This is a genomic window from Pseudomonas sp. FG43, assembly GCF_057809175.1.
The window spans coordinates 425,655-448,161 of sequence record NZ_JBMDJL010000002.1 but is presented as its reverse complement, the minus strand read 5'-3'; the positions used below and the strand labels follow the sequence as shown (position 1 = coordinate 448,161).

The 22,507-nt window shown below is 58.5% G+C and carries 21 protein-coding genes; 16 read left to right on the top strand and 5 right to left on the bottom strand.

Features of this window, described 5'->3' with window-relative positions; translation table 11 throughout:
- Window positions 1-273 precede the first annotated feature (273 nt).
- Both ACODS3_RS04785 and ACODS3_RS04780 read left to right on the top strand, forming a co-directional pair.
- Window positions 274-1,053 carry a DUF4198 domain-containing protein gene (locus ACODS3_RS04785; protein ID WP_489033494.1) on the top strand — a complete coding sequence of 260 codons (780 nt, stop codon included), beginning with the start codon at window positions 274-276 and terminating at the stop codon, window positions 1,051-1,053.
- Window positions 1,054-1,069: 16 nt separating this feature from the next.
- Window positions 1,070-1,447 carry a hypothetical protein gene (locus ACODS3_RS04780; RefSeq protein ID WP_489033493.1) on the top strand — a complete coding sequence of 126 codons (378 nt, stop codon included), beginning with the start codon at window positions 1,070-1,072 and terminating at the stop codon, window positions 1,445-1,447.
- Between the two features lie 195 nt (window positions 1,448-1,642).
- Here the strand turns inward: ACODS3_RS04780 and ACODS3_RS04775 are convergent, their stop codons facing one another.
- A complete protein-coding gene (locus ACODS3_RS04775; protein ID WP_304573983.1) occupies window positions 1,643-2,140 on the bottom strand; it encodes a hypothetical protein in 498 nt (165 codons plus the stop codon).
- Between the two features lie 131 nt (window positions 2,141-2,271).
- Window positions 2,272-3,330: a LacI family DNA-binding transcriptional regulator gene (locus ACODS3_RS04770; protein WP_489033492.1), complete on the bottom strand. Its 1,059-nt coding sequence runs from the start codon at window positions 3,328-3,330 to the stop codon at window positions 2,272-2,274.
- Window positions 3,331-3,508: 178 nt separating this feature from the next.
- Here ACODS3_RS04770 and ACODS3_RS04765 point away from each other — a divergent pair, with 178 nt between their 5' ends.
- The 4 genes from ACODS3_RS04765 to ACODS3_RS04750 are packed head-to-tail and all read left to right on the top strand — an operon-like array spanning window position 3,509 to window position 7,108.
- Window positions 3,509-4,606: a fatty acid desaturase family protein gene (locus tag ACODS3_RS04765; RefSeq protein ID WP_489033490.1), complete on the top strand. Its 1,098-nt coding sequence runs from the start codon at window positions 3,509-3,511 to the stop codon at window positions 4,604-4,606.
- Window positions 4,607-4,651: 45 nt separating this feature from the next.
- Window positions 4,652-4,972: a MocE family 2Fe-2S type ferredoxin gene (locus ACODS3_RS04760; RefSeq protein ID WP_122321237.1), complete on the top strand. Its 321-nt coding sequence runs from the start codon at window positions 4,652-4,654 to the stop codon at window positions 4,970-4,972.
- 14 nt (window positions 4,973-4,986) lie between these two features.
- A complete protein-coding gene (locus ACODS3_RS04755; protein WP_489033489.1) occupies window positions 4,987-6,228 on the top strand; it encodes an NAD(P)/FAD-dependent oxidoreductase in 1,242 nt (413 codons plus the stop codon).
- A 1-nt stretch (window position 6,229) separates the two neighbouring features.
- Window positions 6,230-7,108 carry a sugar phosphate isomerase/epimerase family protein gene (locus tag ACODS3_RS04750; protein WP_201017579.1) on the top strand — a complete coding sequence of 293 codons (879 nt, stop codon included), beginning with the start codon at window positions 6,230-6,232 and terminating at the stop codon, window positions 7,106-7,108.
- Here the strand turns inward: ACODS3_RS04750 and ACODS3_RS04745 are convergent.
- Entirely contained in the window at window positions 7,059-7,802 is a 744-nt protein-coding gene (locus tag ACODS3_RS04745; protein WP_122321295.1) for a GntR family transcriptional regulator, read from the bottom strand. The genes ACODS3_RS04750 and ACODS3_RS04745 overlap by 50 nt on opposite strands.
- Before the next feature lie 116 nt (window positions 7,803-7,918).
- Here ACODS3_RS04745 and ACODS3_RS04740 point away from each other — a divergent pair, with 116 nt between their 5' ends.
- Complete coding sequence (locus ACODS3_RS04740; RefSeq protein WP_122321231.1) at window positions 7,919-9,274, top strand: class-II fumarase/aspartase family protein; 1,356 nt, start codon at window positions 7,919-7,921, stop codon at window positions 9,272-9,274.
- A 69-nt stretch (window positions 9,275-9,343) separates the two neighbouring features.
- Complete coding sequence (locus ACODS3_RS04735) at window positions 9,344-10,645, top strand: cation:dicarboxylate symporter family transporter (protein WP_201001899.1); 1,302 nt, start codon at window positions 9,344-9,346, stop codon at window positions 10,643-10,645.
- Window positions 10,646-10,661: 16 nt separating this feature from the next.
- On the opposite strand, the gene ACODS3_RS04730 is transcribed toward ACODS3_RS04735, so the two are convergent.
- On the bottom strand, window positions 10,662-11,357 hold the full coding sequence (locus ACODS3_RS04730) for a TetR/AcrR family transcriptional regulator (protein ID WP_201017581.1): 696 nt from the start codon (window positions 11,355-11,357) through the stop codon (window positions 10,662-10,664).
- 136 nt (window positions 11,358-11,493) lie between these two features.
- Here ACODS3_RS04730 and ACODS3_RS04725 point away from each other — a divergent pair, with 136 nt between their 5' ends.
- The 8 genes from ACODS3_RS04725 (at window position 11,494) to ACODS3_RS04690 (ending at window position 21,488) form a co-directional block, all read left to right on the top strand.
- Entirely contained in the window at window positions 11,494-12,699 is a 1,206-nt protein-coding gene (locus ACODS3_RS04725; RefSeq protein ID WP_489033486.1) for an efflux RND transporter periplasmic adaptor subunit, read from the top strand.
- Between the two features lie 15 nt (window positions 12,700-12,714).
- Entirely contained in the window at window positions 12,715-15,828 is a 3,114-nt protein-coding gene (locus ACODS3_RS04720; RefSeq protein ID WP_489033484.1) for an efflux RND transporter permease subunit, read from the top strand.
- Window positions 15,829-15,989: 161 nt separating this feature from the next.
- Window positions 15,990-16,325, top strand: coding sequence for a hypothetical protein (locus tag ACODS3_RS04715; protein WP_201017583.1), 336 nt, complete (start codon window positions 15,990-15,992; stop codon window positions 16,323-16,325).
- 274 nt (window positions 16,326-16,599) lie between these two features.
- The gene (locus ACODS3_RS04710) at window positions 16,600-17,577 is read left to right on the top strand and encodes an aldo/keto reductase (protein ID WP_201017584.1); all 978 of its coding nucleotides are present in this window, start codon (window positions 16,600-16,602) and stop codon (window positions 17,575-17,577) included.
- Between the two features lie 11 nt (window positions 17,578-17,588).
- Window positions 17,589-18,311, top strand: a complete 723-nt coding sequence (locus ACODS3_RS04705; protein ID WP_236250160.1) for an NADPH-dependent F420 reductase — start codon at window positions 17,589-17,591, stop codon at window positions 18,309-18,311.
- Window positions 18,312-18,366: 55 nt separating this feature from the next.
- On the top strand, window positions 18,367-18,840 hold the full coding sequence (locus tag ACODS3_RS04700; RefSeq protein WP_201017585.1) for a (2Fe-2S)-binding protein: 474 nt from the start codon (window positions 18,367-18,369) through the stop codon (window positions 18,838-18,840).
- A 14-nt stretch (window positions 18,841-18,854) separates the two neighbouring features.
- On the top strand, window positions 18,855-21,092 hold the full coding sequence (locus tag ACODS3_RS04695; protein ID WP_304573974.1) for a xanthine dehydrogenase family protein molybdopterin-binding subunit: 2,238 nt from the start codon (window positions 18,855-18,857) through the stop codon (window positions 21,090-21,092).
- 30 nt (window positions 21,093-21,122) lie between these two features.
- Window positions 21,123-21,488 (top strand): c-type cytochrome, encoded by a 366-nt coding sequence (locus tag ACODS3_RS04690; RefSeq protein ID WP_236249374.1) that lies wholly within the window; start codon window positions 21,123-21,125, stop codon window positions 21,486-21,488.
- A 2-nt stretch (window positions 21,489-21,490) separates the two neighbouring features.
- Here ACODS3_RS04690 and ACODS3_RS04685 read toward each other — a convergent pair whose 3' ends face one another.
- A complete protein-coding gene (locus tag ACODS3_RS04685) occupies window positions 21,491-22,399 on the bottom strand; it encodes an AraC family transcriptional regulator (RefSeq protein ID WP_025259770.1) in 909 nt (302 codons plus the stop codon).
- Window positions 22,400-22,507 lie beyond the last annotated feature (108 nt).

Sequence of the window (22,507 nt, the reverse complement as noted above, 5' to 3'; positions counted from 1 at the left end):
CGGATTCATCATTGAACCTGCGCACTCATGATGTGTACCAACCCTGTACCATTCTTTTGCCATCATTTCCAAGATTTGCTCGCATCCCTAGTCCATATTCCTTATTGAAACAGTAGACGTGTTCCGGCCTTGAACGGAAAAAGCTTTGGGCCTCATACGAAAAAAATTGGCGGCCAGATCATGAGCTTAGCTCTGAAAAAGCTCGCACAAGCCTGACACAGAAGCTTTCGCTGGGTATTCTGGCCGGCTTGGCCCAATGGATATGAAACCGTCATGAAGAAAACCCTGAGCACCTTGCTTGCCGCTTCGGCAATCCTGCTTGCAGCCCACTCTGTACAGGCTCACCAGATCTGGTTCGAGCAGGCCCCGGACCGCAGCATGACGTTCTACTACGGCGAATATGACAGCAACATGCTGGAAGTCACACCCGGCGGCATGGATCGCTTCAAGGCCCTGGAAGCTCAGTGGACAAGCGCCTCAGGTACGGTCCCGCTGAAGATGAAACTCGAACGCGACCATTTCTCGGTCGCTCAGAAGCCAGGCAAGAATGATTCATTGCTGGCCGTCGACAAGCAGTACCCGATCTTTCAGGTCAAGGACGAAGGCAAGACCGTCAGCGCCTACTGGACACCAGCCACCCGCTGGGTCAGCGACTTTCGTGTACGCGAGCCCGAACTGGACCTGGATATCGTGCCGACAGGCGTCGTAAAGGGCGATGAAGTGGAGTTTCAGGTCTTTCACCTGCAAGACCCGTTGGGCAATGTTCCCGTGACCCTGTCTTCGGGCTCCGGCTGGGTGCGGCTGGCCAATACAGATGGCGAAGGCAAGGTCAGCTTCAAGCTGCCCTGGAAAGGCACCTATGTGCTGGGTATCGAATACCGCGACCGCTCGGAGGGTGGAGAACGTATCGGCCTTGATGGCAACAAGGAGAAATACGACATCCTGGCCTATAGCTCGTCGCTCTCCTTCCACAAGAATACAGGCCTGGCACCTCTGCCCCGCGCAGACTCAAGCCTGCCAGCGTCTGAAATCGCTCGCCTGAACAAAAAGTGATTGATGGAGCCTTGTCATGAAAGCTGTTTTCCAGACCCTGCTGGCCGCGACCTGCGCCCTGCTCATGAGCCAGGCCAGTGCCCATGGTGTCCCCCAGCCACAGCACGGTGGCCTGATCGAGGATGCCGGGCTGGTCGCCATTGAAATGGTTGCTGAGGGCGATACGGTCGATCTGTACCTGACTGATCACGATGAGCCCGTCAGTGCCGCGAATGTCACGGGCGTGCTCACCATCACCACCCGCCATGCCCGGACAAAGACCGATATTGTTGCGCTCAGCGGCAATCAACTGCAAAGCCGGGGCGTGAGTTTCAAATCGGGATCACGGGTCAGCGCCCTGTTGACCCTGGCGGATGGCAAGACCAAGGTCAGTGCGCGGTTCAAGATTCCGTGATGGGGTTGAATATGGCATTCAAGACTGGCCTCGGTTTTTACCCTGCTTGCAGGATATTTCTGATGGACCTGCCCCTATCTCGACCGTAAAAAAGTACTCCCCGACCCACCTGTTCCTTACCTCGAAGAATCCCTGCTGCACATCTGCGAACTGCTGCGCTGCGCAGCCGCCACCGCCTACGAATTCTGGCAATCGCTACAAACCACATTCTTTGGTAACTGTCTCTACCACAAGCGTTTCGGGCACCTGGCCAGTATGCATGTCCAGGATTTTTAACGAGCAACCCTGCTCAGGCGTTGATTGGCTCATCTGATAGGTCGCTCCAGCTTTGGGAACAAAGCTGCTGACGTTCAAACAGGTTTTGCCAATCAGTGAACCCGGGGTGGGCTGGTGGATTTTTGTGCCCGAGCTCACGGCGATCAAGTAAATACGTCGATCAGGCTTGATAAAGAATCGATTTTTTTCGGGCTCCGATTCCGAAACGGCACCCAGCACACCGGTTTCGTCTGTGTCGGTACAACGGTTGTCATAATACGCATCGTACGCCTGGAAGCCTCCAGAAATGAGGGCGTTGGTGCTCCACTTGGCAATCAGGGTTGCATGCGCAGCGTTTGGTGCTGGCTGCTGGTAGTGACCAACGCAGCCCGCCAACAATGCCAAGCATAAGAATAGAAAGGGTTTGATCAATTTCACACCGGTGGTAAACGAGGAAAGGAAGCAAGTTGGTTATCGACTGCTTTGTGGTAAGCAATAGTGCTGAGTTAAGGATTCTCCGATCAAGTCCGCAGGATGCCATTCCAAAAGCCAAAAGCATCGGCCATACCTCAACAGCCCAAAGCCCCACTATTCTCACTCGTCACTATCTGCAAAGGCACATGAACACAATGCCGCTTTGGATCAAAGACTGGTGCCTCCTGCAACTCGACCAGCAACCGGATCAGGGAAGTGCCGATTAGCAGTGGCTGCGAATCGATGACCAGGCTGACCACGCCCTGCTCAAGGGCCTGACATGACAGGGGCGTCGACTCCAGCAGGATGCTGCAGATCGACGGCCGCTCGGGCAGTTGAGCCAACGCCTTGATGATGCCATCTCCCCCGCCTCCGACTACGCACAGGCCACGCAGATCGTCATGGCGGGCCAGCAGGTCAAGCGTGGCCTCCTCGGTGATGTCGTCGTTATCCATGTTCACCAACGCTTCCAGCATGCGCAACTGCGGTGCATGTTCTGTCAGGTAGCTGCGCAGGCCATCGACACGGGCCTGATGTCCCAGAAAGCGATGCCCGCCCATCAATACACCGACACAACCTTCGCGGGCCCCCCCGAAGTGCGCGACCAGCCAGCCCATGGTACGCCCGACCTGGTGATTGTCCTGCCCGACATAAGGCCCTTGCCGGGTGTCGTGAAAGTCCGACAGCAAGGCCACGACAGGCACGCCGGCAGCGCGTATCTGCGTGATGGTCTGGTTGATCAGCGGATGGGCAAAGCTGACCACGCCAAGACCGTCGTACTTCACCGCCAGTTGTTCGATCTGCCCGGCAATGACAGCCGGTGTGCGGTCGGTGATGTACTCGAAGTGGCACGTGAGATTCGCATCGGGCCAGGCCCGCGCCGCCTCATTGATGGCGGCGGCAAGATTGGCGTAGAACGCCTGGGCCGTCCCCAGCAACAGGATGCCGAAACGGTAGTGAGGACGACGTTCACGAATTCGCTGGCCAATCAGCCGGGCAGCGAAATAACCGACCGACTCGGCCGCTTGCAGCACCTGCTCGGCCGTTTGCGGGCTGACCGGTGCCCTGTCGTTGAGCACCCGGTCCACGGTGGCGACACTCAACCCGGCACGCTCGGCCACTGTGGCAATCGTAGGACGTTTCTTGTTATTCATGTTTGATCCCTTGATAGAAAACTATCATTCCGCTCCGGGGCTGGATGATAGCTTGATAGAGAATGAATTCAAGGGATTGAGTGACTTACTGCAACTGCCTACTCTTTTCTCCAGCGATGCAATCAAACAAACATCGCGGCAAGTTCCAACAATAAACATGCTTGCGGAGAATAATAAAATGCCTGAACACGATTCAGCCTTTGAACAGGATATTCAATACAAGCGCCGGGATTATCGACTGACCGGTCCAGAGGCAGCACGTGCCGCGCAAAAAGGTCTGGTCTCGGCCACCTGGTATCAATGCCCTGTCCCTCGCAAGCGCATGAAAGAGTTGATGCAACGCAGCGATGGTCCGGCCCTGCGTGATACCGCGCTGTGGTTTCTGACGCTGGGGCTGTCCGGCTGGGGTGGCTACTGGTTCTGGGGAAGCTCGGCCTGCGTGCCGTTTTTCATTGTCTATGGCGTGCTGTATGGCACAGCCTCCAATGCCCGCTGGCATGAAACCGGCCACGGCACGGCCTTCAAGACCCGCTGGATGAACGATGTCGTCTATCACATTGCCAGTTTCATGTGCATCTTCGAGCCCCATGTCTGGCGCTGGAGCCATGCCCGTCATCACACCGACACCATCATCGTCGGACGGGACCCGGAGATCGTCGAACCACGTCCGCCCAGTCTGTTGAAGATGTTTCTGAACCTGCTCAGCCTGCCCCGCGCCCTGGAAACCTTTCGCGGTGTCCTGCGCCATGCCCAGGGCCATGCGAGTGATGAAGAACGGGATTTCATCCCTGAATCCGAGCTGCCCAAGGTCTTTCGTGCGGCGCGGATCTGGCTGGTGATCTATGCCCTGACCATCATGGCAGCACTCTATCTGCACAGTTGGCTGCCGTTGATGTTTATCGGTCTACCGTCACTTTATGGCGGCTGGCTTTCCTATCTTTTCGGTATTACGCAACATGTAGGGCTGGCCGAAGATACATTGGACCACCGCACTAACTGCCGAACCATTTATATGAACCCTGTGCTTCGGTTCCTCTACATGAACATGAACTATCACCTGGAACATCACATGTTTCCCATGGTGCCTTATCACGCCCTGGCCCAACTTCATGCCGAAATAGTCGACGATTGTCCGCCGCCCTATCGCAGCCTGTTCGAGGCTTTCAGGGAGATCCTTCCAACGGTCTGGAAACAGCGCAAGGACCCGACCTACTTCGTTCGCCGCCCGTTGCAACCACGCCGGGAAAGCAGTGAACAGGCACTTGCCGAGTCCTGAACGGCCCCTCGCTGGATCCCACGAAAAACAACAAGAGAGATTGCCATGACCGACCAATGGATCGACGTATGCGCTGTGGACGACATAGACGAAGAAGATGTCATTCGTTTCGACCATGCCCAGCGCACCTATGCGGTTTACCGCTCTGCCGACAGTGAGTTCTTCGCCACCGACGGCCTGTGCTCCCATGAGGCCATTCACCTCGCCGACGGGCTGGTGATGGCGCATGTAATCGAGTGCCCCAAACACAATGGACGCTTCGATTACCGCTCTGGCCAGGCCTTGGGGGCTCCGGTCTGCGTCAATCTCAAGACCTATCAGGTCCGGGTCGAAGCGGGACGTGTCCTGCTCGGCCTCACCTCATGAAAGGGGGAATCGCCATGCCTGCTCATGACGCTCCACTGGTGATCATCGGCGCCGGGCATGCCGGTGGCCGTGCGGCCCTGACTCTGCGGGCCGAGGGTTACAGCGGTCGTCTGGTGCTGATCGGTGATGAAAGGCACCTGCCCTACGAGCGTCCGCCACTGTCCAAGGAGTTGCTCAAGGGTACGATGGACCTTGCTGCATGCAGCCTCTGCGATGAGGCCCGGCTGGCCGAACTGAACATCGAGCATCTGTCGGGCAACCCGGTGACAGCACTGGACCCGTCCCGTCATCGCCTGCAACTGGCCGACGGAAACTGGCTGGATTATGCCCGCCTGTTGATTGCCACCGGTGGCCGGGCACGGCAGTTGCCCATTACTGTGCAGCAGCCCGCCAACCTGCTTTACCTTCGGACCCATGACGAAGCCATTGCCTTGCGAACGTCGCTCAAGCCGGGAACTCGTCTGGTGGTGATCGGTGGCGGCTTCATCGGCCTGGAGGTCGCGGCCACTGCCCGAGCCCTGGATTGCCAGGTGACCTTGCTGGAGGCCGGGCCGCGTCTGGCGGGTCGAGTCCTGCCAGGGCCTGTTTCCGCCGCCCTGCTGGCACTGCATGTACGCAACGGCGTGAACGTACGTCTGAATGCAGCCATTGAAACCTTGCAGGGCGCGCCCCGTGTAGAGGCCGTGCAACTGGTCAACGGCGAGCAGTTTGCCTGTGACCTGGTGGTCGCAGGTATTGGCATGCAACCCAATATCGAGCTGGCCAGAGCAGCAGGTCTTGAGGTCGGGCAAGGCATTCGTGTCGATGAACAATTGCGTACCAGCGCCCCGGATATCTTTGCCGCCGGGGATGTCTGCGAGTTCCGCCTGCACCCCGAGGGTGACTTTCAACGTCAGGAAACCTGGCGCAATGCCGAAGCCCAAGGGCGACATGCAGCCTTGAATATGCTGGGTGCCGGGCAGCCATTCAACGATGTACCCGGCTTCTGGAGCGATCAGTACGATTGGGGGCTGCAAACCGTGGGGCAGGTTTCAAATAGCGAGCCTGATGGCACACGTGTCACCCCGGCGGACGGCTTCGTGCTGTTTTACCTCGACCCGCAGCAACGCCTGATCGGCGCCTGCGGCTGGGGACCGGGTAACAGCGTCGCCAAGGACATCAAGCTTTGCGAACGGCTGATCGGCAGTCAGATCAGCCTGGATGCGGGGCAACTGGCCAATCCCGATATGCCACTCAAGCAACTGCTGAGGAGCTGACATGCGTGAATTCCTGATCTTTCAGTCACTCTGGGCAATGCTCGATCATCAGGGGCAATGCGACCTCTCTCTTGAGGCGCAACTGGAGAAAATCGCGGCGGCAGGGTTTGACGGCATCACCGATCACTTCTGGGTCCCCGGGCATGTGAAGCGGCTAGCCTCTGCTGCCAACGCTCAGGGCTTGCAGATCGAAGGCCAGTTGTTTCCGCGTACCGTGGACGATCTGGCCAGAGCCATCGATGTGATTTCACCTTACGGCTGCCACCACCTCACCCTGCAAGCGGATGCGCAACCACGGACATTGCACCAGGCCATCGACCTGATAGAGGGCTGGCAGCGACTGGCCGAGCAGGCAGCGTTTCCGATCCTGCTGGAAACCCATCGCTATCGCATCACCAGCGACTTGTTGTTCACCCTGGATATCCTCGCCGAGATGCCGGACCTCAAGCTCCTGGCCGATCTGTCCCATTACGTCGTGGGTCGGGAACTGCCCGTGCCTGCGGCCTCGCAAGACGAAGAGCATTTGCAGACCATTCTGCGCCATAGCTGGGGTTTTCATGGCCGGGTCGCCAACAGTGAACAGGTGCAAATACCCATCACCTTTGCCCAGCATCGGCCCTGGCTGGACTACTTTCTCAAGCTCTGGCGCTACGGCATCGAGGACTGGCTGAACCGCCCGCTCGGCGAAACCGGCAGCCTGTCATTTACCTGCGAACTCGGCCCGCCGCCCTATGCAATCACCGGCCCGGACGGACGTGATATCACCGACCGTTGGGCCGAGGCGCTGTTGCTCAAACAACTGATCGGCGAGGTCTGGAAAGAATGTCAGGCTAGCCGGCGCCAGTACTCTTCTCGCGTTTCATCTGCACCACCAGTGTGAAGCGGTCATCCGGGTGAATGGTTTCGGACACCACCATCAAGGCCCCTGAATCGTCTCGATACTGGCGAATGATCTTCAGGCCGGGCGAGCCCGTCTCGGCATTGAGGCTCCTGGCGATTTCCGGGGTCAGGAGCACCGCTCGCACCTGCTGGTCCACCACGTCGATATGGCGACCGAAATGCTGCTCGATCAGTGCCGCGATCAGTTCGTCGGGGTGCTGCTCGGCCAGTTCGATCACGGCCGAGTAGCCATCCTGCGCGTAGACATCCGTCCAGCACAAAGGCGCATTGATGTTCTGCTGGTCGACCCGAATGCTCGACACGCAAAAGTAGTGTTCCCCCGGCTCAAGCCCCAGACGCCGGGCTTCGGCGATATCCGCAACGAAATGACGAACGTTCTGGATGCTGCGCACCTGCGTCTCGGCCAGATGAACCAGATCCGACACCGATGCCAATGAATGCGAGTAGCCGCCTCTCGGCGAGCTGGCTTCGACCCGCGTCCCCACCCGCTTGCGTCGTGATACCAGGCCCTGATTCTGCAACTGGGTGATGGCCGCACGCACGGTATGGCGGCTCACGTCATAAAGCTCACATAACTCGAACTCGGTGGGTAGCAGGCTCCCCACCGGGTAGCGGCCGCTGGCAATGCCCTCCAGCAGGTCCTTTGCAACAACCGCATAGCGCGTCTGGTTCATACCTTTCATCAGTCCCGGTCTTTCTGCGAGTTGACAGTGTATCAGCGAGCGGGCAAGAATTATGTACGGACATTTATAATATGTCCGACCAATAACAACATATCAGGTATCTCTTCATGTCCAGCACCGTCTTCGACTCCGCCCTCTTTCGCGATATGTTCGGCACCGCCGAGATGCGCGCCGTGTTTTCCGACAAAGCCCTGATCGAACGCTATATCGAGGTCGAAGTTGCCCTCGCTCGTGCAGAAGCCCGTTGTGGCGTGATCCCCGCCAAGGCGGCCGAGCAGATCGCCGAACTGGCCACTTACTCGTCGCTGGATCTGGCGCTCATGCAGCACGAAACCGAAATCGTCGGTTACCCGATCCTGCCTCTGGTCGAACAACTGTCCAAAACCTGCGGCGAAGCCGGACGCTATGTGCATTGGGGCGCGACCACCCAGGACATCATGGACACCGCTGTGGTGTTGCAGGTACGCGCAGCCCTGGCCATCGTCGAACGTGATATCCAGAGCGTGCGCAACCTGCTGGCCGGTCTGGCCCAGCGTTATCGCGATACCCCGATGGCTGGCCGGACTCACTTGCAACATGCCCTGCCGATCACCTTCGGCTACAAATGCGCCGTCTGGCTGAGCATGTTCGACCGCCATGCCGAGCGTCTGGTGGAACTGCGCCCGCGGGTGGAAATCGGTCAGTTCGCAGGGGCCGCAGGCACCCTGGCCTCGCTGGGCGACAAGGGCCTGGAAGTGCAGGAAGCCTTGATGGCCGAGCTGGGCCTTGGCGTCCCTCAGGCGACCTGGCATGTCGCTCGTGACGGGCTGGCCGAAACCTTGAACTTTCTTGGGCTGGTCACCGGCTCTCTGGGCAAGATCGCGCTGGACATCATGATGATGATGACCAGCGAACTGGGCGAAGTGTACGAACCCTTCGTCAAGGGACGTGGTGCCAGCAGCACCATGCCGCAGAAACGCAACCCGATTTCCTGCGAGCTGATGTATGCCGCCGCCAAGGGTGTACGCCAGCAGGCAGGCCTGATGCTCGACGCCATGATTCAGGATTTCGAGCGCTCCACCGGCCCATGGCAGGCCGAATGGATCGCCATTCCCGAAGCCTTCGCCTTGAGCGCCGCGTCCCTGGGCCAGGCGACCTTCATGCTCGCCGGGCTTGAAGTACGCCCCGAGCGCATGCGCAAGAACCTGGACATGACCCAAGGCCTGATCGTGGCCGAAGCGGTGATGATGGGACTGGCTCCGGCATTGGGTCGCCAGGTCGCCCATGACGTGGTGTATACCGCCTGCCGCATGGCCAACGATCAGGGCATCAGCCTGCTCGACGCCCTTCTCGCCCAAGGCGAAGCCACCGCACAACTGGACATCGAGGAGCTCAAGCGTCTGACCGATCCGGCCAACTATCTGGGCCTGGCCCCGCAGATGGTCGATATCGCCCTGGCCCGAGAGGGCTCTGTCAAACGCTGATCCTCCGAAGGCCCGGTCAAGGCCGGGTCATTGCCTTTGCTTGCCAATAAAAACAATGAGATTGCAATCATGTCCACGACCACCAAGAAACCGTTCTACAAGGACCTGACCTTTCAGGTCATCGCTGCGATGGTGCTGGGTATCGCCTTCGGCTTCATGGCTCCGGAGCTGGCGGCCAAGTTCAAGATCCTCGGCGATATCTTCCTCAAGCTGATCAAGACCGCTGTTGCGCCACTGGTGTTTTTCACCGTGGTTCATGGCATCGCCTCGGCCGGCGATATCAAGCGGGTCGGCAAGGTGGGCCTGCGCGCCCTGATCTATTTCGAGATCGTGTCCACCATTGCTCTGGCTCTGGGTCTGTTGTGGGGCAACCTGCTGCAGATCGGCTCAGGCATGCATGACGCACACCCGAGCAGCAACACCTCGGCAGCGGCCAGTGCGGCAATCGCCAAGGGCCACGCTCCAACCTCGACGCTGGACTTCATCTACGGGATTTTCCCGGACAACTTCGTCGGAGCCTTCTCCGGCGGTCAACTGCTGCAAGTGCTGGTGATCTCGGTGTTCTTCGGTTTTGCGCTGCTGGCACTCAAGCCGGAACGCCGGGAAGTCATCGAGGATGGCCTGAATCGCATCTCCGAGTGCTTCTTCGAGTTCATCAACCTGATCATGAAGTTCGCGCCTCTGGGTGCATTCGGCTCGGTGGCGTACGCCGTCGGCAGCAACGGCACGGCAGTGCTGATGTCGCTGGCCAATCTGGTGCTGATGTTCTACGTCTGCGTGGCCTTCTTCATCTTTGTAGTGCTGGGCGTGGTGTGCCGTATTTCCGGGTTCAGCCTGTGGCGCTTCCTGAAGTACATCAAGGATGAAATCTTCATCGTTCTGGGAACGGCCTCCTCGGAAAGCGCCCTGCCACGCCTGCTGCAAAAGCTGGAGAAGTTCGGCTGTTCCAAGCAGAGCGTGGGCCTGGTACTGCCTACCGGCTATGCCTTCAACCTGGACGGCACGTCCATCTACATGTCGCTGTGTGTGCTGTTCATCGCCAATGCCTACGGCGTGCCGCTGAGCTGGGAGCAACAACTGGGCATCATCGCCCTGATGCTGGTGACCTCCAAAGGCGCCGCCGCCGTGTCGGGAGGCAGCTTTGTGGTATTCGCCGCGACAGTGACCGCCATCGGCGTACTGCCAGCCGAAGGCCTGGCGCTGCTGTTCGGGGTCTACCGCTTCATGTCCATGGCCATCGCCACCTGCAACACCATTGGCAATAGCGTCGCAACAGTGGTGGTTTCCAAATGGTCGGGCGAGTTTACAGAAGCGACAGCCCAGGCTGAATACAGCCGTGTGCTGGGGCGTAGTCCGCAGGCTGCGTTGTAAATTCAGCAGTAAGGCATCAAGGCCCCGGAGCAATCCGGGGCTTTTCCTGTTCTGCGTGCGAAGCACGTTTCACCGCCTGTATAAGTTGCTCATTCGACAAGGGGTGATCAAGCAGCGCATAGGCATTGAGGAATGCACCCAACGCCCGCACTGTAGACTCGCCGAGATACTGGCTGGTGGGGTTCTTGAGGATGCCCAGCAGCCCCGGCAGCAGGGTTTCAGCCTGATGCAATGAGTGAAAGTGTTGAGCGGTGACCATCGAATCACTGCGCCTGAGCATGCCAGCCTCCATCTGCCGCTCCAGATAGTCGGCAAGCGCTTGCAGTCCTTTGGCAGGCCCCGTCGCATAGAACATTACGCCTATATCACTTCTCCCGGACACCGCAATCATCGTGCGCATGATCTGCAATGTCTGCTCATCGGTCATCAGCCTGCTCAAGCTGTAGCCGACCCTTGCCAATGCCACAGGAAGTGGCTCATCGGTAGTTGCAAGGGAGTCAAACAGCGAACCTAGCAAACCCTCGGCAACGTTATGCGCAACAGCGACGAAGAGGTCTTCCTTGTTCGCGAAATAACCGTATAGCGTGCGTTTTGATCCGCCGACCCGAGCGGCGATCTGAGACATCGACGCCCCCTCGAAACCAGACTCCAGAAAAACCTGAGAAGCAGCCTCAAGAATGGCTTGGCGCTTGGCTTCTGTCCTGACGCGCATAAAAAACTCCTTATAGGCGGACGCCAATAGTACACCAAACTGGGCAGTTTAAGTTGACGCCTAAAAAAGCCGTTATTAGTATACCGAACCGTACCGTTTATATTTTAATCGCCCCCTCGCCCGCCGGAGAACTACCTTGAGCCCTGCTGCCAGTCGTACCAGCCTGCCTTTTGCTCTTGTATTTGTGCTTGCAACGCCGCTGCTGTTGACGGCATGCGGCAATCCACCCGGTGGGCCACCGCCTGCTGAAGGAACGCCGGTGATGGGTGTCACGACGGTCAGGGCTCAGCCCGTCAACCTGACAACCGAGCTTCCGGGCCGCACGACTCCCTACCTGATCGCCGAAGTTCGCCCTCAGGTAGGCGGCATCGTTCTGGAGCGTACCTTCCGCGAAGGCGCTGATGTAAAGGCGGGTGAAACGCTCTACCGGATTGACCCGGCGACGTTCAAGGCAAGTTACGACAATTACGTGGCGACCCTCGGCAAGGCGCAAGCCACTCAGCGCTCCTCGCGCCTCAAGACCGAACGCTACAAGGAGTTAGTGACAATAAAGGCCGTCAGTCAGCAAGAATACGATGATGCTGACGCTGAACTGGGACAAGCCAATGCCGATGTGAATGCGGCGAAGGCGAACGTCGAAAGCGCTCGTATCACCCTTGCCTACACCCGAGTCACCGCTCCTATTACCGGGCGCATCGGCAAGTCGACCGTCACACCCGGGGCATTGGTAACGGCTAGCCAGACCACGGCTCTGACCACCATTCAGCAACTTGACCCTATCTATGTAGACGTCACTCAGCCCAGCGCATCGCTGCTGCGTCTCAAGCGCTCAATGGCTCGTGGTGAGCTGGAAAAATCCGGTGAGTCCGCCGCCAGAATCCGGTTACAGCTGGAGGACGGCAGTGACTACCCGCTTGAAGGCCGCCTGGAATTCTCGGACGTCACCGTGGACCAGAAGACCGGCTCCATCACTCTGCGGGCCGTCTTCCCTAATCCACAGGCAGAGTTGCTGCCAGGGATGTACGTACGCGCGATTCTGCAGGAAGGCACGCAACAGAACGGAATTCTGATCCCGCAGCAGGCTGTATCACGTAACAGCGCAGGCAAACCCATTGCTTATGTCGTCGGCAAAGACAACAAACTCGAACTCCGGACACTGGATACCGACCGCACCGTTGGCGACCAATGGCTGGTGCGCTCAGGCTTGCAGCCTGGTGAGCAACTGGTGGTAGAGGGCATCCCGCGCGCCCAACCGGGTGCCGAAGTCAAGACAACGCCCTGGCAGCCCAAGGCTGTTACTGCGAACGTTTTCTCATCAGCGCCAGCCAGCGCCTCGAACTAAGCCGGACGGCCCCCTATGTCGCGTTTCTTTATCGACCGACCCATTTTTGCATGGGTACTTGCCATTATCGTGATGCTAGCGGGCATCATGTCGATTCTCACATTGCCTATCGCGCAGTACCCCAGCATCGCACCGCCAGCAATCGCCATCACCGCTACCTACCCCGGAGCCTCGGCGAAAACCCTGGAAGACAGTGTCACCCAGGTCATCGAGCAAAAGATGAAGGGGCTGGACAGGCTTAGCTACATGGCCTCGACCAGTGAGTCCTCGGGCACCGCCACCATTACCCTGACATTCGAGAACGGCACTGACCCGGACACTGCACAGGTACAAGTGCAGAATAAGCTATCGCTGGCCACTCCATTGCTGCCGCAGGAAGTCCAGCAGCAAGGTGTCACCGTTGCCAAGTCAGCGACCAACTTCCTCAATGTGCTCGCCTTCACCTCAGAAGACGGCAGCATGAGCGATACGGACCTCGCCGACTACGTGGCCGCTAACGTGCAGGAAACGATCAGCCGTCTGGATGGAGTCGGAGACACCACACTGTTCGGGTCTCAATACGCCATGCGCATCTGGCTCGACCCGAACAAGCTGATCAACTTCGGGCTTACGCCCATTGATGTCACGACCGCGATCAAGGCTCAGAACGCCCAGGTATCGGCCGGTCAGCTAGGCGGCTTGCCACTGGCACCCAACCAGCAACTCAATGCAACGATTACCGCTCAGACTCGACTCAAGACAGCTGAGGAATTCAGAAACATCCTGCTGCGCACCCAGACCGATGGCTCCCAGGTACGCCTCAAGGATGTCGCACGAATAGAATTGGGGGCCGAGTCCTACACCACTTCCAGCCGCTACAACGGCAAACCGGCGACCGGCCTGGCCATCAAACTGGCCCCCGGTGCCAACGCACTGGATACAGTGAAGGCAATCGATGCCAGCCTCGCCGAGCAGGAAAAGTTCTTCCCGCCAGGCATGAAAGTCCAAAAGCCGTATGACACGACGCCCTTCGTGCGGATCTCGATCAAGCAGGTCGTTAATACCCTGGTCGAAGCTGTGGCGCTGGTCTTTCTGGTGATGTTTCTGTTCCTGCAGAATCTGCGCGCCACATTGATCCCGACCATCGCGGTGCCTGTAGTGTTGCTCGGCACCTTTGGTGTATTGGCGGTTTTCGGGTTCACCATCAACACGCTGACCATGTTCGCCATGGTTCTGGCCATTGGCTTGTTGGTAGACGATGCTATCGTCGTGGTGGAGAACGTCGAACGGGTGATGGAGGAAGAAGGCCTGTCTCCCAAAGAGGCCACACGCAAATCCATGACACAGATCAGCGGCGCACTGATCGGCATCGCGCTGGTTCTGGCCGCTGTATTCGTACCTATGGCCTTTTTTGGCGGCTCAACCGGCGTGATCTATCGCCAGTTCTCCATCACCATCGTCTCGGCGATGACGCTTTCGGTGCTGGTGGCCTTCGTGCTCACCCCGGCACTCTGCGCGACAATGCTCAAACCCTCCCATGGCCTGACCAATAAAGGATTCTTTGGCGGGTTCAATCGCATGTTCGACCGTGGCAACAAACGCTACCAGGGCATCGTCATGCACATGCTGGGCAAGGGACGGCGCTACATGGTTGTCTACGCGATGTTACTGGCCGCGGTCGTATTCGGATTCAGCAAACTTCCAGGCGGGTTCCTGCCTGACGAGGATCAGGGCACCTTGTTTGCCCTCGTCCAGTTGCCGCCGGGCGCAACACAGACCCGCACCAACGAAGTCTTGCGTGAAGTCGAGCACCATTTCCTGGTGGACCAGAAGGACTCGGTTGAAGGCATGTTTGCCGTCATGGGCTTCAGCTTCGCTGGCAGCGGGCAGAACGTCGGCTTTGCCTTCATCAAGTTACGCCCCTGGGACCAGAGAACTGGCAAGGATCAGAGCGTGACCGCTGTGGCAGCCAAGGCTGGGGCCTTCTTTGCAGGCATTCGCGACGCCAGAGTGTTTGCCTTCGCGCCGCCTGCCGTCTCGGAACTCGGCAACGCAACGGGCTTTGATCTGATGCTGCAAGACAAGGCCAATCTCGGGCACGAGGCGCTCATGCAGGCACGCAACCAGTTGATGGCCGACTTGCACAAGGACAATCGACTGGTCGCCATACGCCCCAACGGCCAGGAAGACTCGCCGGAGTTCAAACTGGAGATCGACACGCACAAGGCTGAAAGCCTGGGCGTTTCGATTGACGACATCAATACCGTCTTTTCCAACGCCTGGGGCAGCAGCTATGTGAATGACTTCATAGACAAGGGCCGGATAAAGAAAGTGATGCTGCAGGGCGAAGCCACCTACCGCATGCTGCCGGAAGATATCCGTCGTTGGTATGTGCGCAACAGTGCCGGCACCATGGTGTCGTTCGATGCCTTCTCCAAAGGTGAGTGGATGCTGGCCTCCCCACGCCTTGAGCGATACAACGCCGTGCCGTCGGTCGAAATCCTCGGCATGGGCATGCCCGGCAGAGCCTCTAGCGGCGAGGCACTTGAGATCGTTGAGGCAGCAATCGCCAGGTTGCCAGCCGGGATAGGTTTCCAGTGGACAGGCCTTTCCCGTCAGGAAAAAGCGTCCAGCGGCCAGACGACACTCCTGTATAGCCTGTCGATCCTGATCGTGTTCCTCTGTCTGGCAGCGCTTTATGAAAGCTGGTCGATCCCTGTTTCGGTGATTCTGGTGATCCCTCTGGGTGTATTCGGTGCATTGCTGGGTGCGATGCTGACCTGGAAACTCAATGACGTTTATTTCCAGGTCGCCCTGCTCACCACCATCGGCCTGGCCTCAAAGAACGCCATCCTGATCGTCGAGTTTGCCAAAGAACAGCACGAAGCTGGAAAGACACTGGTCGCGGCGGCACTCGAAGCAGCCCGTATGCGCCTGCGCCCGGTCTTGATGACCTCCATCGCGTTCATTCTCGGTTGCGTTCCTCTGGTACTGAGCAACGGTGCCGGATCAGGCGCTCAAAATGCCCTGGGCACCGCCGTCATCGGCGGCATGCTGTCCGGCACGATCCTGGCGATCATATTTGTTCCGCTGTTTTACGTGATGGTGTCGCGCATTTTCCATGGCAAGGACAGCAAGGAAGCTGTTTGAAAAAGTTCCATGGACTCACGGGTATGACCTGCCATACGACGAACGGCAGGTCATATCAGCCACCAAAACGACGAAAGGCATGTTCCCCCGCTACCCAGAACAATAATCCGAGAGTAAATTTTGGATCCAATGAGCAACACAGTTCATCCGCAGGAGCACCGATGAGAATTCATGCTTGTTTGTTGGCTCTACTGATCCCAGTCTTCTCGGCCAATGCCACCGAGAAAACCATTTCCGTTCCCGGTGACCCGATCGGCACTTACGCTGTGGTGAAAAAAAGCGGCACAGCCGGACAGCGTGTCATCGTCACCAAACGTGAAGGCTTCCTGGGCGTGATCTACTCAAAGCGCGTCTATGACTGCCAGAACCGCACGGTGAATCTGGTGGGCACCGGCGCAACGCTTGAGATCATGGAACAATCGCACCCTGTCAGCAGCATGGGGCCAATCATTCGTGATTCCACTGCCGAATATCTTCATGCGGAAGCTTGCAGTTGATCGGCTGACACCAGGCCATCAATGACACCTTCGATTCAGCCCATCGCCCCATAGAGCCCGACCCGATCGGGCTCTTTGTTTTCTGATACCCGCCCGATCCTTCCCCCCGCAAACATGCCGACACACCTCTCGCACTCTCGCTCTTTTAGGCAATGATTCGAGCGTAATGGGTAATTCGGGAAATGTGCCGCGCCCTATAGTTCCTCGCAGGAACCCTGTCACGGTTCATCACCTTTGTGGGCTGCATGCTCATACCCGTTTGAGAAACTGACCTATGAAATATATATCCATTGGGGGGCTCGAAGTTTCCCGTATAGGGCTCGGCGCAATGTCGATGTCGGCCTTTTATGATATCGGGACAGCCAACGACGATGACTCCGTCAGAACCATTCACAGGGCGCTTGAGTTAGGGGTCACTCACCTGGACACCGCCGAAATCTATGGCCCCTATATCAATGAAGAACTGGTGGGTCGGGCCATCAAAGGACGTCGCGACAAGGTCGTGCTGGCCAGCAAGTTCGGGATTGTCTCCCACTCGAACGGTGGGCCTGGAGTGCTCGACAGCAGCCCGCTGAATATCCGCACCGCCGTCGAAGGTTCGCTGAAACGCCTGGGTACCGATTACATCGATTTGTACTACCAGCATCGTGTCGATCCGGATACTCCAATCGAAGATACCGTTGCGACACTGGCTGACCTCGTCAAAGAGGGAAAGATCCGCCATATCGGCCTGTCCGAGGCCTCGCCCTCCACAATCCGCCGAGCCCACGCAGTACACCCGATCAGCGCCCTGCAAACGGAATACTCTTTGTGGAGCCGTGATCCCGAGGCGGTATTACTGCCATTGCTGCGAGAACTGGGCATCGGTTTTGTGCCGTATTCACCACTGGGCCACGGTTTCCTCACCGGCGCAATCCGTTCTCCCGAGCAGATTGGTGACGATGACTGGCGCAAGACCAACCCACGTTTTATCGGCGAAAACTTCCAGCGTAACCTGCGCATCGTTGAGCAGGTAAAGGCTGTGGCTGACGAGTCAGATGCGACCCCGGCTCAAGTGGCGCTGGCATGGTTGCTGGCTCAGGGTGACGACATTGCACCGATTCCAGGCACCAAACACTTGTCGCGAGTCGAGGAAAACACAGCGGCGGATCAGCTTGAGCTCAGTGCCGGGCAAATCCATCGCCTGAACAATCTCACGCCTGCTGCAGGCGAGCGCCATAGTGAAGAAGGAATGGCCGCAATAGACCTTTGAGGATCGTTTTCATGCCAACTATTCGTCGCGCTGTTCTGATGGCCATTATGGTTTTATCAACGCTGTGGCTCTTCCCTGCCACAAGTCATGCCGAGCCCAGGATGCGAATCGGGGTGATCGGTGCCGGCTCACATGGCGGGACTCTCGGCCGGCTCTGGGTACAAGCGGGTCATGAGGTCATGTTTTCGTCGCGCACCCCGTCGGAACTTGAGCCGATGGTCAAACAACTGGGGCCACTAGCGTCGACAGGTACCCCGCAGCAGGCGGCAGAGTTCGGAACCGTGGTGTTTTTTGCCGTGCCTTATAACGCGCTAGTGCAACTGGGACAGGATCTGGCCCCTGCCCTGCGCGGCAAGATAGTCCTGGATGCCACCAACCCGCCTCCCGATGAAGGCAACGCCTTGTCCCGCGAAGCCTATGCCAATGGCGTAGGCGAAACCTCAACCAGATACTTGCCCGGGACCCGACTGGTTCGTGCTTTCAGCGCTGTCGATGCGACTTCTGTAAGTGCCTCTGCGCGTGGCCAGGGAGCGAAGCTGGGCGTACCCATCGCCAGTAATGACTCACAGGCGCTGGAAGTGGCAGCCCGGTTGGCCCGTGACATTGGCTGCGAACCGGTCATCACCGGCAACCTGGCCACGGCCCGTACCTTTCAACGGGGTGGCCCTGGGTTCAGGGCCAATACCGATGCAGTTGAGTTGCGCCAGTTGCTGGGTTTGCCAGCGGGCACCTGAGCACCTGCATGTTTGAAAGACTCGTTCCCCTCCAATCACTGAGAGCAGACACACCATGAGCGCCCTCAATATCAACGGTAAAGACCACGTAGTCGATGTAGACCCCGCAACGCCTGTCCTCTGGGTCTTGCGCGACACTCTGGGGCTGAGCGGCACCAAGTTCGGCTGCGGAATGGCGCTTTGCGGTGCTTGCACAGTGCATCTGGACGGACAGGCCATACGCTCCTGCGTGACTCCGATATCGGCAGTCCTGGGCAAGAAAATCGTCACGATCGAAAGCGCAACCGATGGCCACGACCCCATAGGTGCAGCGGTTCATGCTGCCTGGGTCAAGCACGACGTAGCGCAATGCGGTTACTGCCAGAGCGGGCAGATCATGAGTGCGACCGCCTTTCTCAAGGCCCAGCCCAAGGGCAGGCAGCCGACACCTGAGGAAATCGACTCCGCCATGGTCGGCAATATCTGCCGCTGCGGTACCTATGCCCGCATACGCGCAGCCGTGGCCGACGCGGCTCAAACTCTTGCCTGACTGGAGCTTTCATCATGTTCAACGAAACCGTCCCGGATGAGCTGCCACGTGCGCTGCAACACCTGCTTGAACGTGACCAGAAGCGCGAACCGGTCATGCTGGCACGACGCAATTTCCTGAAAATGGCCGGTATCGGCGGGCTGGCCATCGGTGCCTTTCCCCACTGGGCAATGGCAGAAAGCGGCAGCACTGGCCCGGCACCTCTCAAACCTTCGCAACAGCCGTCGGCCTTTGTGCAGATTGCCTCCAACGGTGAAGTGACGGTGACCATCAACCGGCTGGAGTTTGGCCAGGGCGTACAAACCGGCCTGCCAATGATTCTGGCCGAAGAACTCGATGCTGACTGGAGCCTGGTGCGCAGTCGCAACGGCAACAGCGACGCAGCCTATCAAGACCCGTCTTTCGGCATGCACCTTACCGGCGGCTCGAATTCAATCAAGAACAGCTACCTCCAGTACCGCGAACTGGGCGCACGAGCACGCGCCATGTTGCTCACGGCAGCAGCCACGCGCTGGAAGGTAAACGTGACAAGCCTGCACACACAGTCAGGAATGGTCATCGGGCCGGGTGGCCGCAAGGCGAGCTACGGTGAGTTGGCCGAAGCCGCAATGGCATTGCCCGTACCGGAAAAAGTCACGCTCAAGGACCCCAAGGATTTCAGAATCATCGGCCGTGCAACAACACGTATCGACGCCAAGGCCAAAAGCAGTGGCCAGCAGGATTTTGGCATCGACATGCGCCTGCCTGGACAACTCACCGCCGTGGTCGCGCGCCCACCGATCTTTGGTGCCCGGCTTAGCTCGGTGGATGACAGTGCAGCTCGTGCAGTGAAAGGCGTAAAAGCCGTGCTGCGTATTCCGCTCGATCGCGGCGCAGAAGGCGTGGCGGTGGTGGCTGACGGTTACTGGCAAGCCAGACAGGGACGCGATGCACTCAAGCTGCAATGGGATACCGCAAACCTCGAAAAGGTAGACAGCGAAAAGCAGTTGGCTTCGTACCGAGAGCTGGCAGAGCGCCCCGGCCCGCGAAGCTTCGAGGCCGACATGACGCCGCTGGCAACAGCGCCGCATCAATTGCAGGCGGAGTTTGTGTTCCCGTACCTGGCCCACGCGCCCATGGAGCCGTTGAACTGTACCGTCCAGCTTTCTGAAAAGCGCGCCGAGCTTTGGGTGGGCACCCAGTTTCCCGGCACAGACAATGCGGCTGCCGCACGCGCTCTTGACCTCAAGCCTGAGCAGGTAAACGTGAATGTACAGATCGCTGGCGGTGGCTTCGGTCGGCGTGGCCTGCACAGTTGCGACATCGTTGTACTCGCGTGTGAAGTGGCCAAGGCAGCCCGGACAGCAGGTCTGAATGTACCAGTGCGTACGCTCTGGAGTCGCGAGGACGATATAAAGGGTGGCTACTACCGCCCCATGCATTTGCACCGCGCACATATCGGTTTTGACGACAAAGGCAACGTGCTGGCCTGGGACCATGTTCTGGTCGGGCAGTCCATCACCAGCGATACCATGTTCAGCGGCATGGTAAAGAACGGCATCGACAGGACCGCAACGGAAGGCATGCGTGATCCCTATCCGTTCCCCATGCGCCTGACCGTGCACCATCCGAAACTCAACGTTCCGGTTTTATGGTGGCGCAGTGTGGGCTCCACTCACACCGCCTTCGTGATGGAAACACTGATTGATGAAATCGCACGGACAACCGGCCAGGACCCTGTGGACTATCGGATGCGCCTGTTCGCCGATCAAAACCCACGCCACCGTGCCGCCCTGCAACTGGCGGTGGAAAAAAGCGGCTATGGCAAGGCTCAACTACCCGCAGGCCGTGCCTGGGGAGTGGCCGTGCATGAGTCCTTCAGTTCGATTGTCGCCTACGTAGTACAAGCCTCGGTACGTGACGGGCAACCGGTGCTGCACCATGTCACGGCCGGTGTGCACTGCAACCTCGCGGTCAACCCGCGCAGCGTGGAAGCCCAGGTACAAGGTGCAGCCGTCATGGGCCTGTCGATGTGCTTGCCAGGCGGCGCAATCACGCTGAAAGACGGAGAAGTGCAGCAAAGCAATTTTGCAGACTTCAGCGTGCCGCGCATCACTGACATGCCTGAGTTCGCTGTACATGTCGTGCCGAGCGCCGAGCCGCCGACAGGAATCGGTGAGCCTGGCCTCCCCCCTCTCGCACCGGCTTTCGCCAACGCCATTGCCCGGCTCACTGGCAAACCGCTGCGTGAGCTGCCTTTCAAACTCGCGTAAGCGAATGCTGATCAATAGAGAGAAAACCAATTGACCTACTATCTGAACCCGAAATCTGCTCACAAACCGCAAGGCGTCATGATTGCCGCACTGGTCATGTCTCTAGGGGCATTTGCCAGCCTCCTGTTGCCAGCACAGGCCCAAGCCAGCCAGGCGTTGGCCCAGCGCTATGTCTGCACCGCCTGCCACCAGCCCGCTGCAAGGGTCGTTGGCCCGTCCTGGAAGGAAATCGCGCAAAAGTATAGCGACGGCAGCACGACAGCAGAGCAAATAGCCGCCAGTATCAAATCGGGCAGCACCGGCAAGTGGGGACCAATGTCGATGCCCCCGCAAGCCCAGGTTTCCGATGCCGATCTGAAGTCGATCGCGCAGTGGCTACTGGATGGCGCACCCTAGCATCACACACGCATCCGCTTGATATCCCGCTGCGGCGGTGCACCAAACAATCGGCTGTATTCACGACTGAACTGCGACGAGCTTTCATAACCCACCAACCCGCTGGCGCGGCTCGCATCGATATTCTGGCTCAGCATCAACTGCCGGGCCGCTTGCAGCCGCAATTGCTTCTGGTACTGCAACGGGCTCATCCCCGTGACGGCCCGAAAGTGCTGGCGAAAAGTCGATGGGCTCATATGGGCATGTTCCGCCAGATCGTCCATACGCAGGGTTTCCCGAAAATTCAGCTTCAGCCAGGCAACCGTTCTGGCGATGTGATTTCTGGGTGAACCGGCAGCCACGATATGCAGCAATTGCGGGCCATGCGCGCCATTCAGAAGACGAGTGATGATCTCTTCCTTGATCAGCGGAGCAATGGACGCCAGTAAATCCGGCTCACCAAGCAGATCGACCAGACGTCTCAACGCATCGAGTACGCCAGCGTCCAGCGCCTGTACGGTGATAGGACGAAACTCGTCGTCTTTCATGCGCGGCGACAACTGCATGCGCTCGGCCACCTGCATGACCGTGGCACTGTCGAATGTCAGCATCATGCCCAAAAACGGTTTGGCAACGCTGGCCTTGGTGACATTCGAGAACACCGGCAAATCGATGCTGGTCACCATCGACTGGCCAGGGTCATAGGCGAGCACCTCATCCCCGACAATGGCCTGCTTGCCGCCTTGTAAGGTCACACCGATCCCCAGACCGTAAATACAATGCACTGGCAACGTAGCGGCCTTGCGCCGATGCAGGCTCAGGCCGGGAATCGCGGTGACCAGGTCCCCTTCACTGCGCAGCAGCTGGCTCACCACGTGGGCGAGCTGGCTGGTATCGCTGCTGGTCTGATTGTTTTCGAAAGAAGACTGCACGTTCGACTCCTTGGCACTATCAGGTCTATAACTGGCAGGTCTATAACTGGCCACGAACAACTCCATCAGTAATGCGGACAATGTATGCCGGGCCTTGCTCAAGCCATT

Bases quoted from the DNA above. Each gene is read 5' to 3' on its own strand.
- ACODS3_RS04745 (WP_122321295.1), bottom strand. From the start codon at position 7,802: ATGAACCAGACGCGCTATGCGGTTGTTGCAAAGGACCTGCTGGAGGGC.
- ACODS3_RS04735 (WP_201001899.1), top strand. From the start codon at position 9,344: ATGTCCACGACCACCAAGAAACCGTTCTACAAGGACCTGACCTTTCAG.
- ACODS3_RS04780 (WP_489033493.1), top strand. From the start codon at position 1,070: ATGAAAGCTGTTTTCCAGACCCTGCTGGCCGCGACCTGCGCCCTGCTC.
- ACODS3_RS04705 (WP_236250160.1), top strand. From the start codon at position 17,589: ATGCCAACTATTCGTCGCGCTGTTCTGATGGCCATTATGGTTTTATCA.
- ACODS3_RS04750 (WP_201017579.1), top strand. From the start codon at position 6,230: ATGCGTGAATTCCTGATCTTTCAGTCACTCTGGGCAATGCTCGATCAT.
- ACODS3_RS04755 (WP_489033489.1), top strand. From the start codon at position 4,987: ATGCCTGCTCATGACGCTCCACTGGTGATCATCGGCGCCGGGCATGCC.
- ACODS3_RS04695 (WP_304573974.1), top strand. From the start codon at position 18,855: ATGTTCAACGAAACCGTCCCGGATGAGCTGCCACGTGCGCTGCAACAC.
- ACODS3_RS04740 (WP_122321231.1), top strand. From the start codon at position 7,919: ATGTCCAGCACCGTCTTCGACTCCGCCCTCTTTCGCGATATGTTCGGC.
- ACODS3_RS04730 (WP_201017581.1), bottom strand. From the start codon at position 11,357: ATGCGCGTCAGGACAGAAGCCAAGCGCCAAGCCATTCTTGAGGCTGCT.
- ACODS3_RS04715 (WP_201017583.1), top strand. From the start codon at position 15,990: ATGAGAATTCATGCTTGTTTGTTGGCTCTACTGATCCCAGTCTTCTCG.
- ACODS3_RS04700 (WP_201017585.1), top strand. From the start codon at position 18,367: ATGAGCGCCCTCAATATCAACGGTAAAGACCACGTAGTCGATGTAGAC.
- ACODS3_RS04770 (WP_489033492.1), bottom strand. From the start codon at position 3,330: ATGAATAACAAGAAACGTCCTACGATTGCCACAGTGGCCGAGCGTGCC.
- ACODS3_RS04720 (WP_489033484.1), top strand. From the start codon at position 12,715: ATGTCGCGTTTCTTTATCGACCGACCCATTTTTGCATGGGTACTTGCC.
- ACODS3_RS04710 (WP_201017584.1), top strand. From the start codon at position 16,600: ATGAAATATATATCCATTGGGGGGCTCGAAGTTTCCCGTATAGGGCTC.
- ACODS3_RS04760 (WP_122321237.1), top strand. From the start codon at position 4,652: ATGACCGACCAATGGATCGACGTATGCGCTGTGGACGACATAGACGAA.
- ACODS3_RS04785 (WP_489033494.1), top strand. From the start codon at position 274: ATGAAGAAAACCCTGAGCACCTTGCTTGCCGCTTCGGCAATCCTGCTT.
- ACODS3_RS04765 (WP_489033490.1), top strand. From the start codon at position 3,509: ATGCCTGAACACGATTCAGCCTTTGAACAGGATATTCAATACAAGCGC.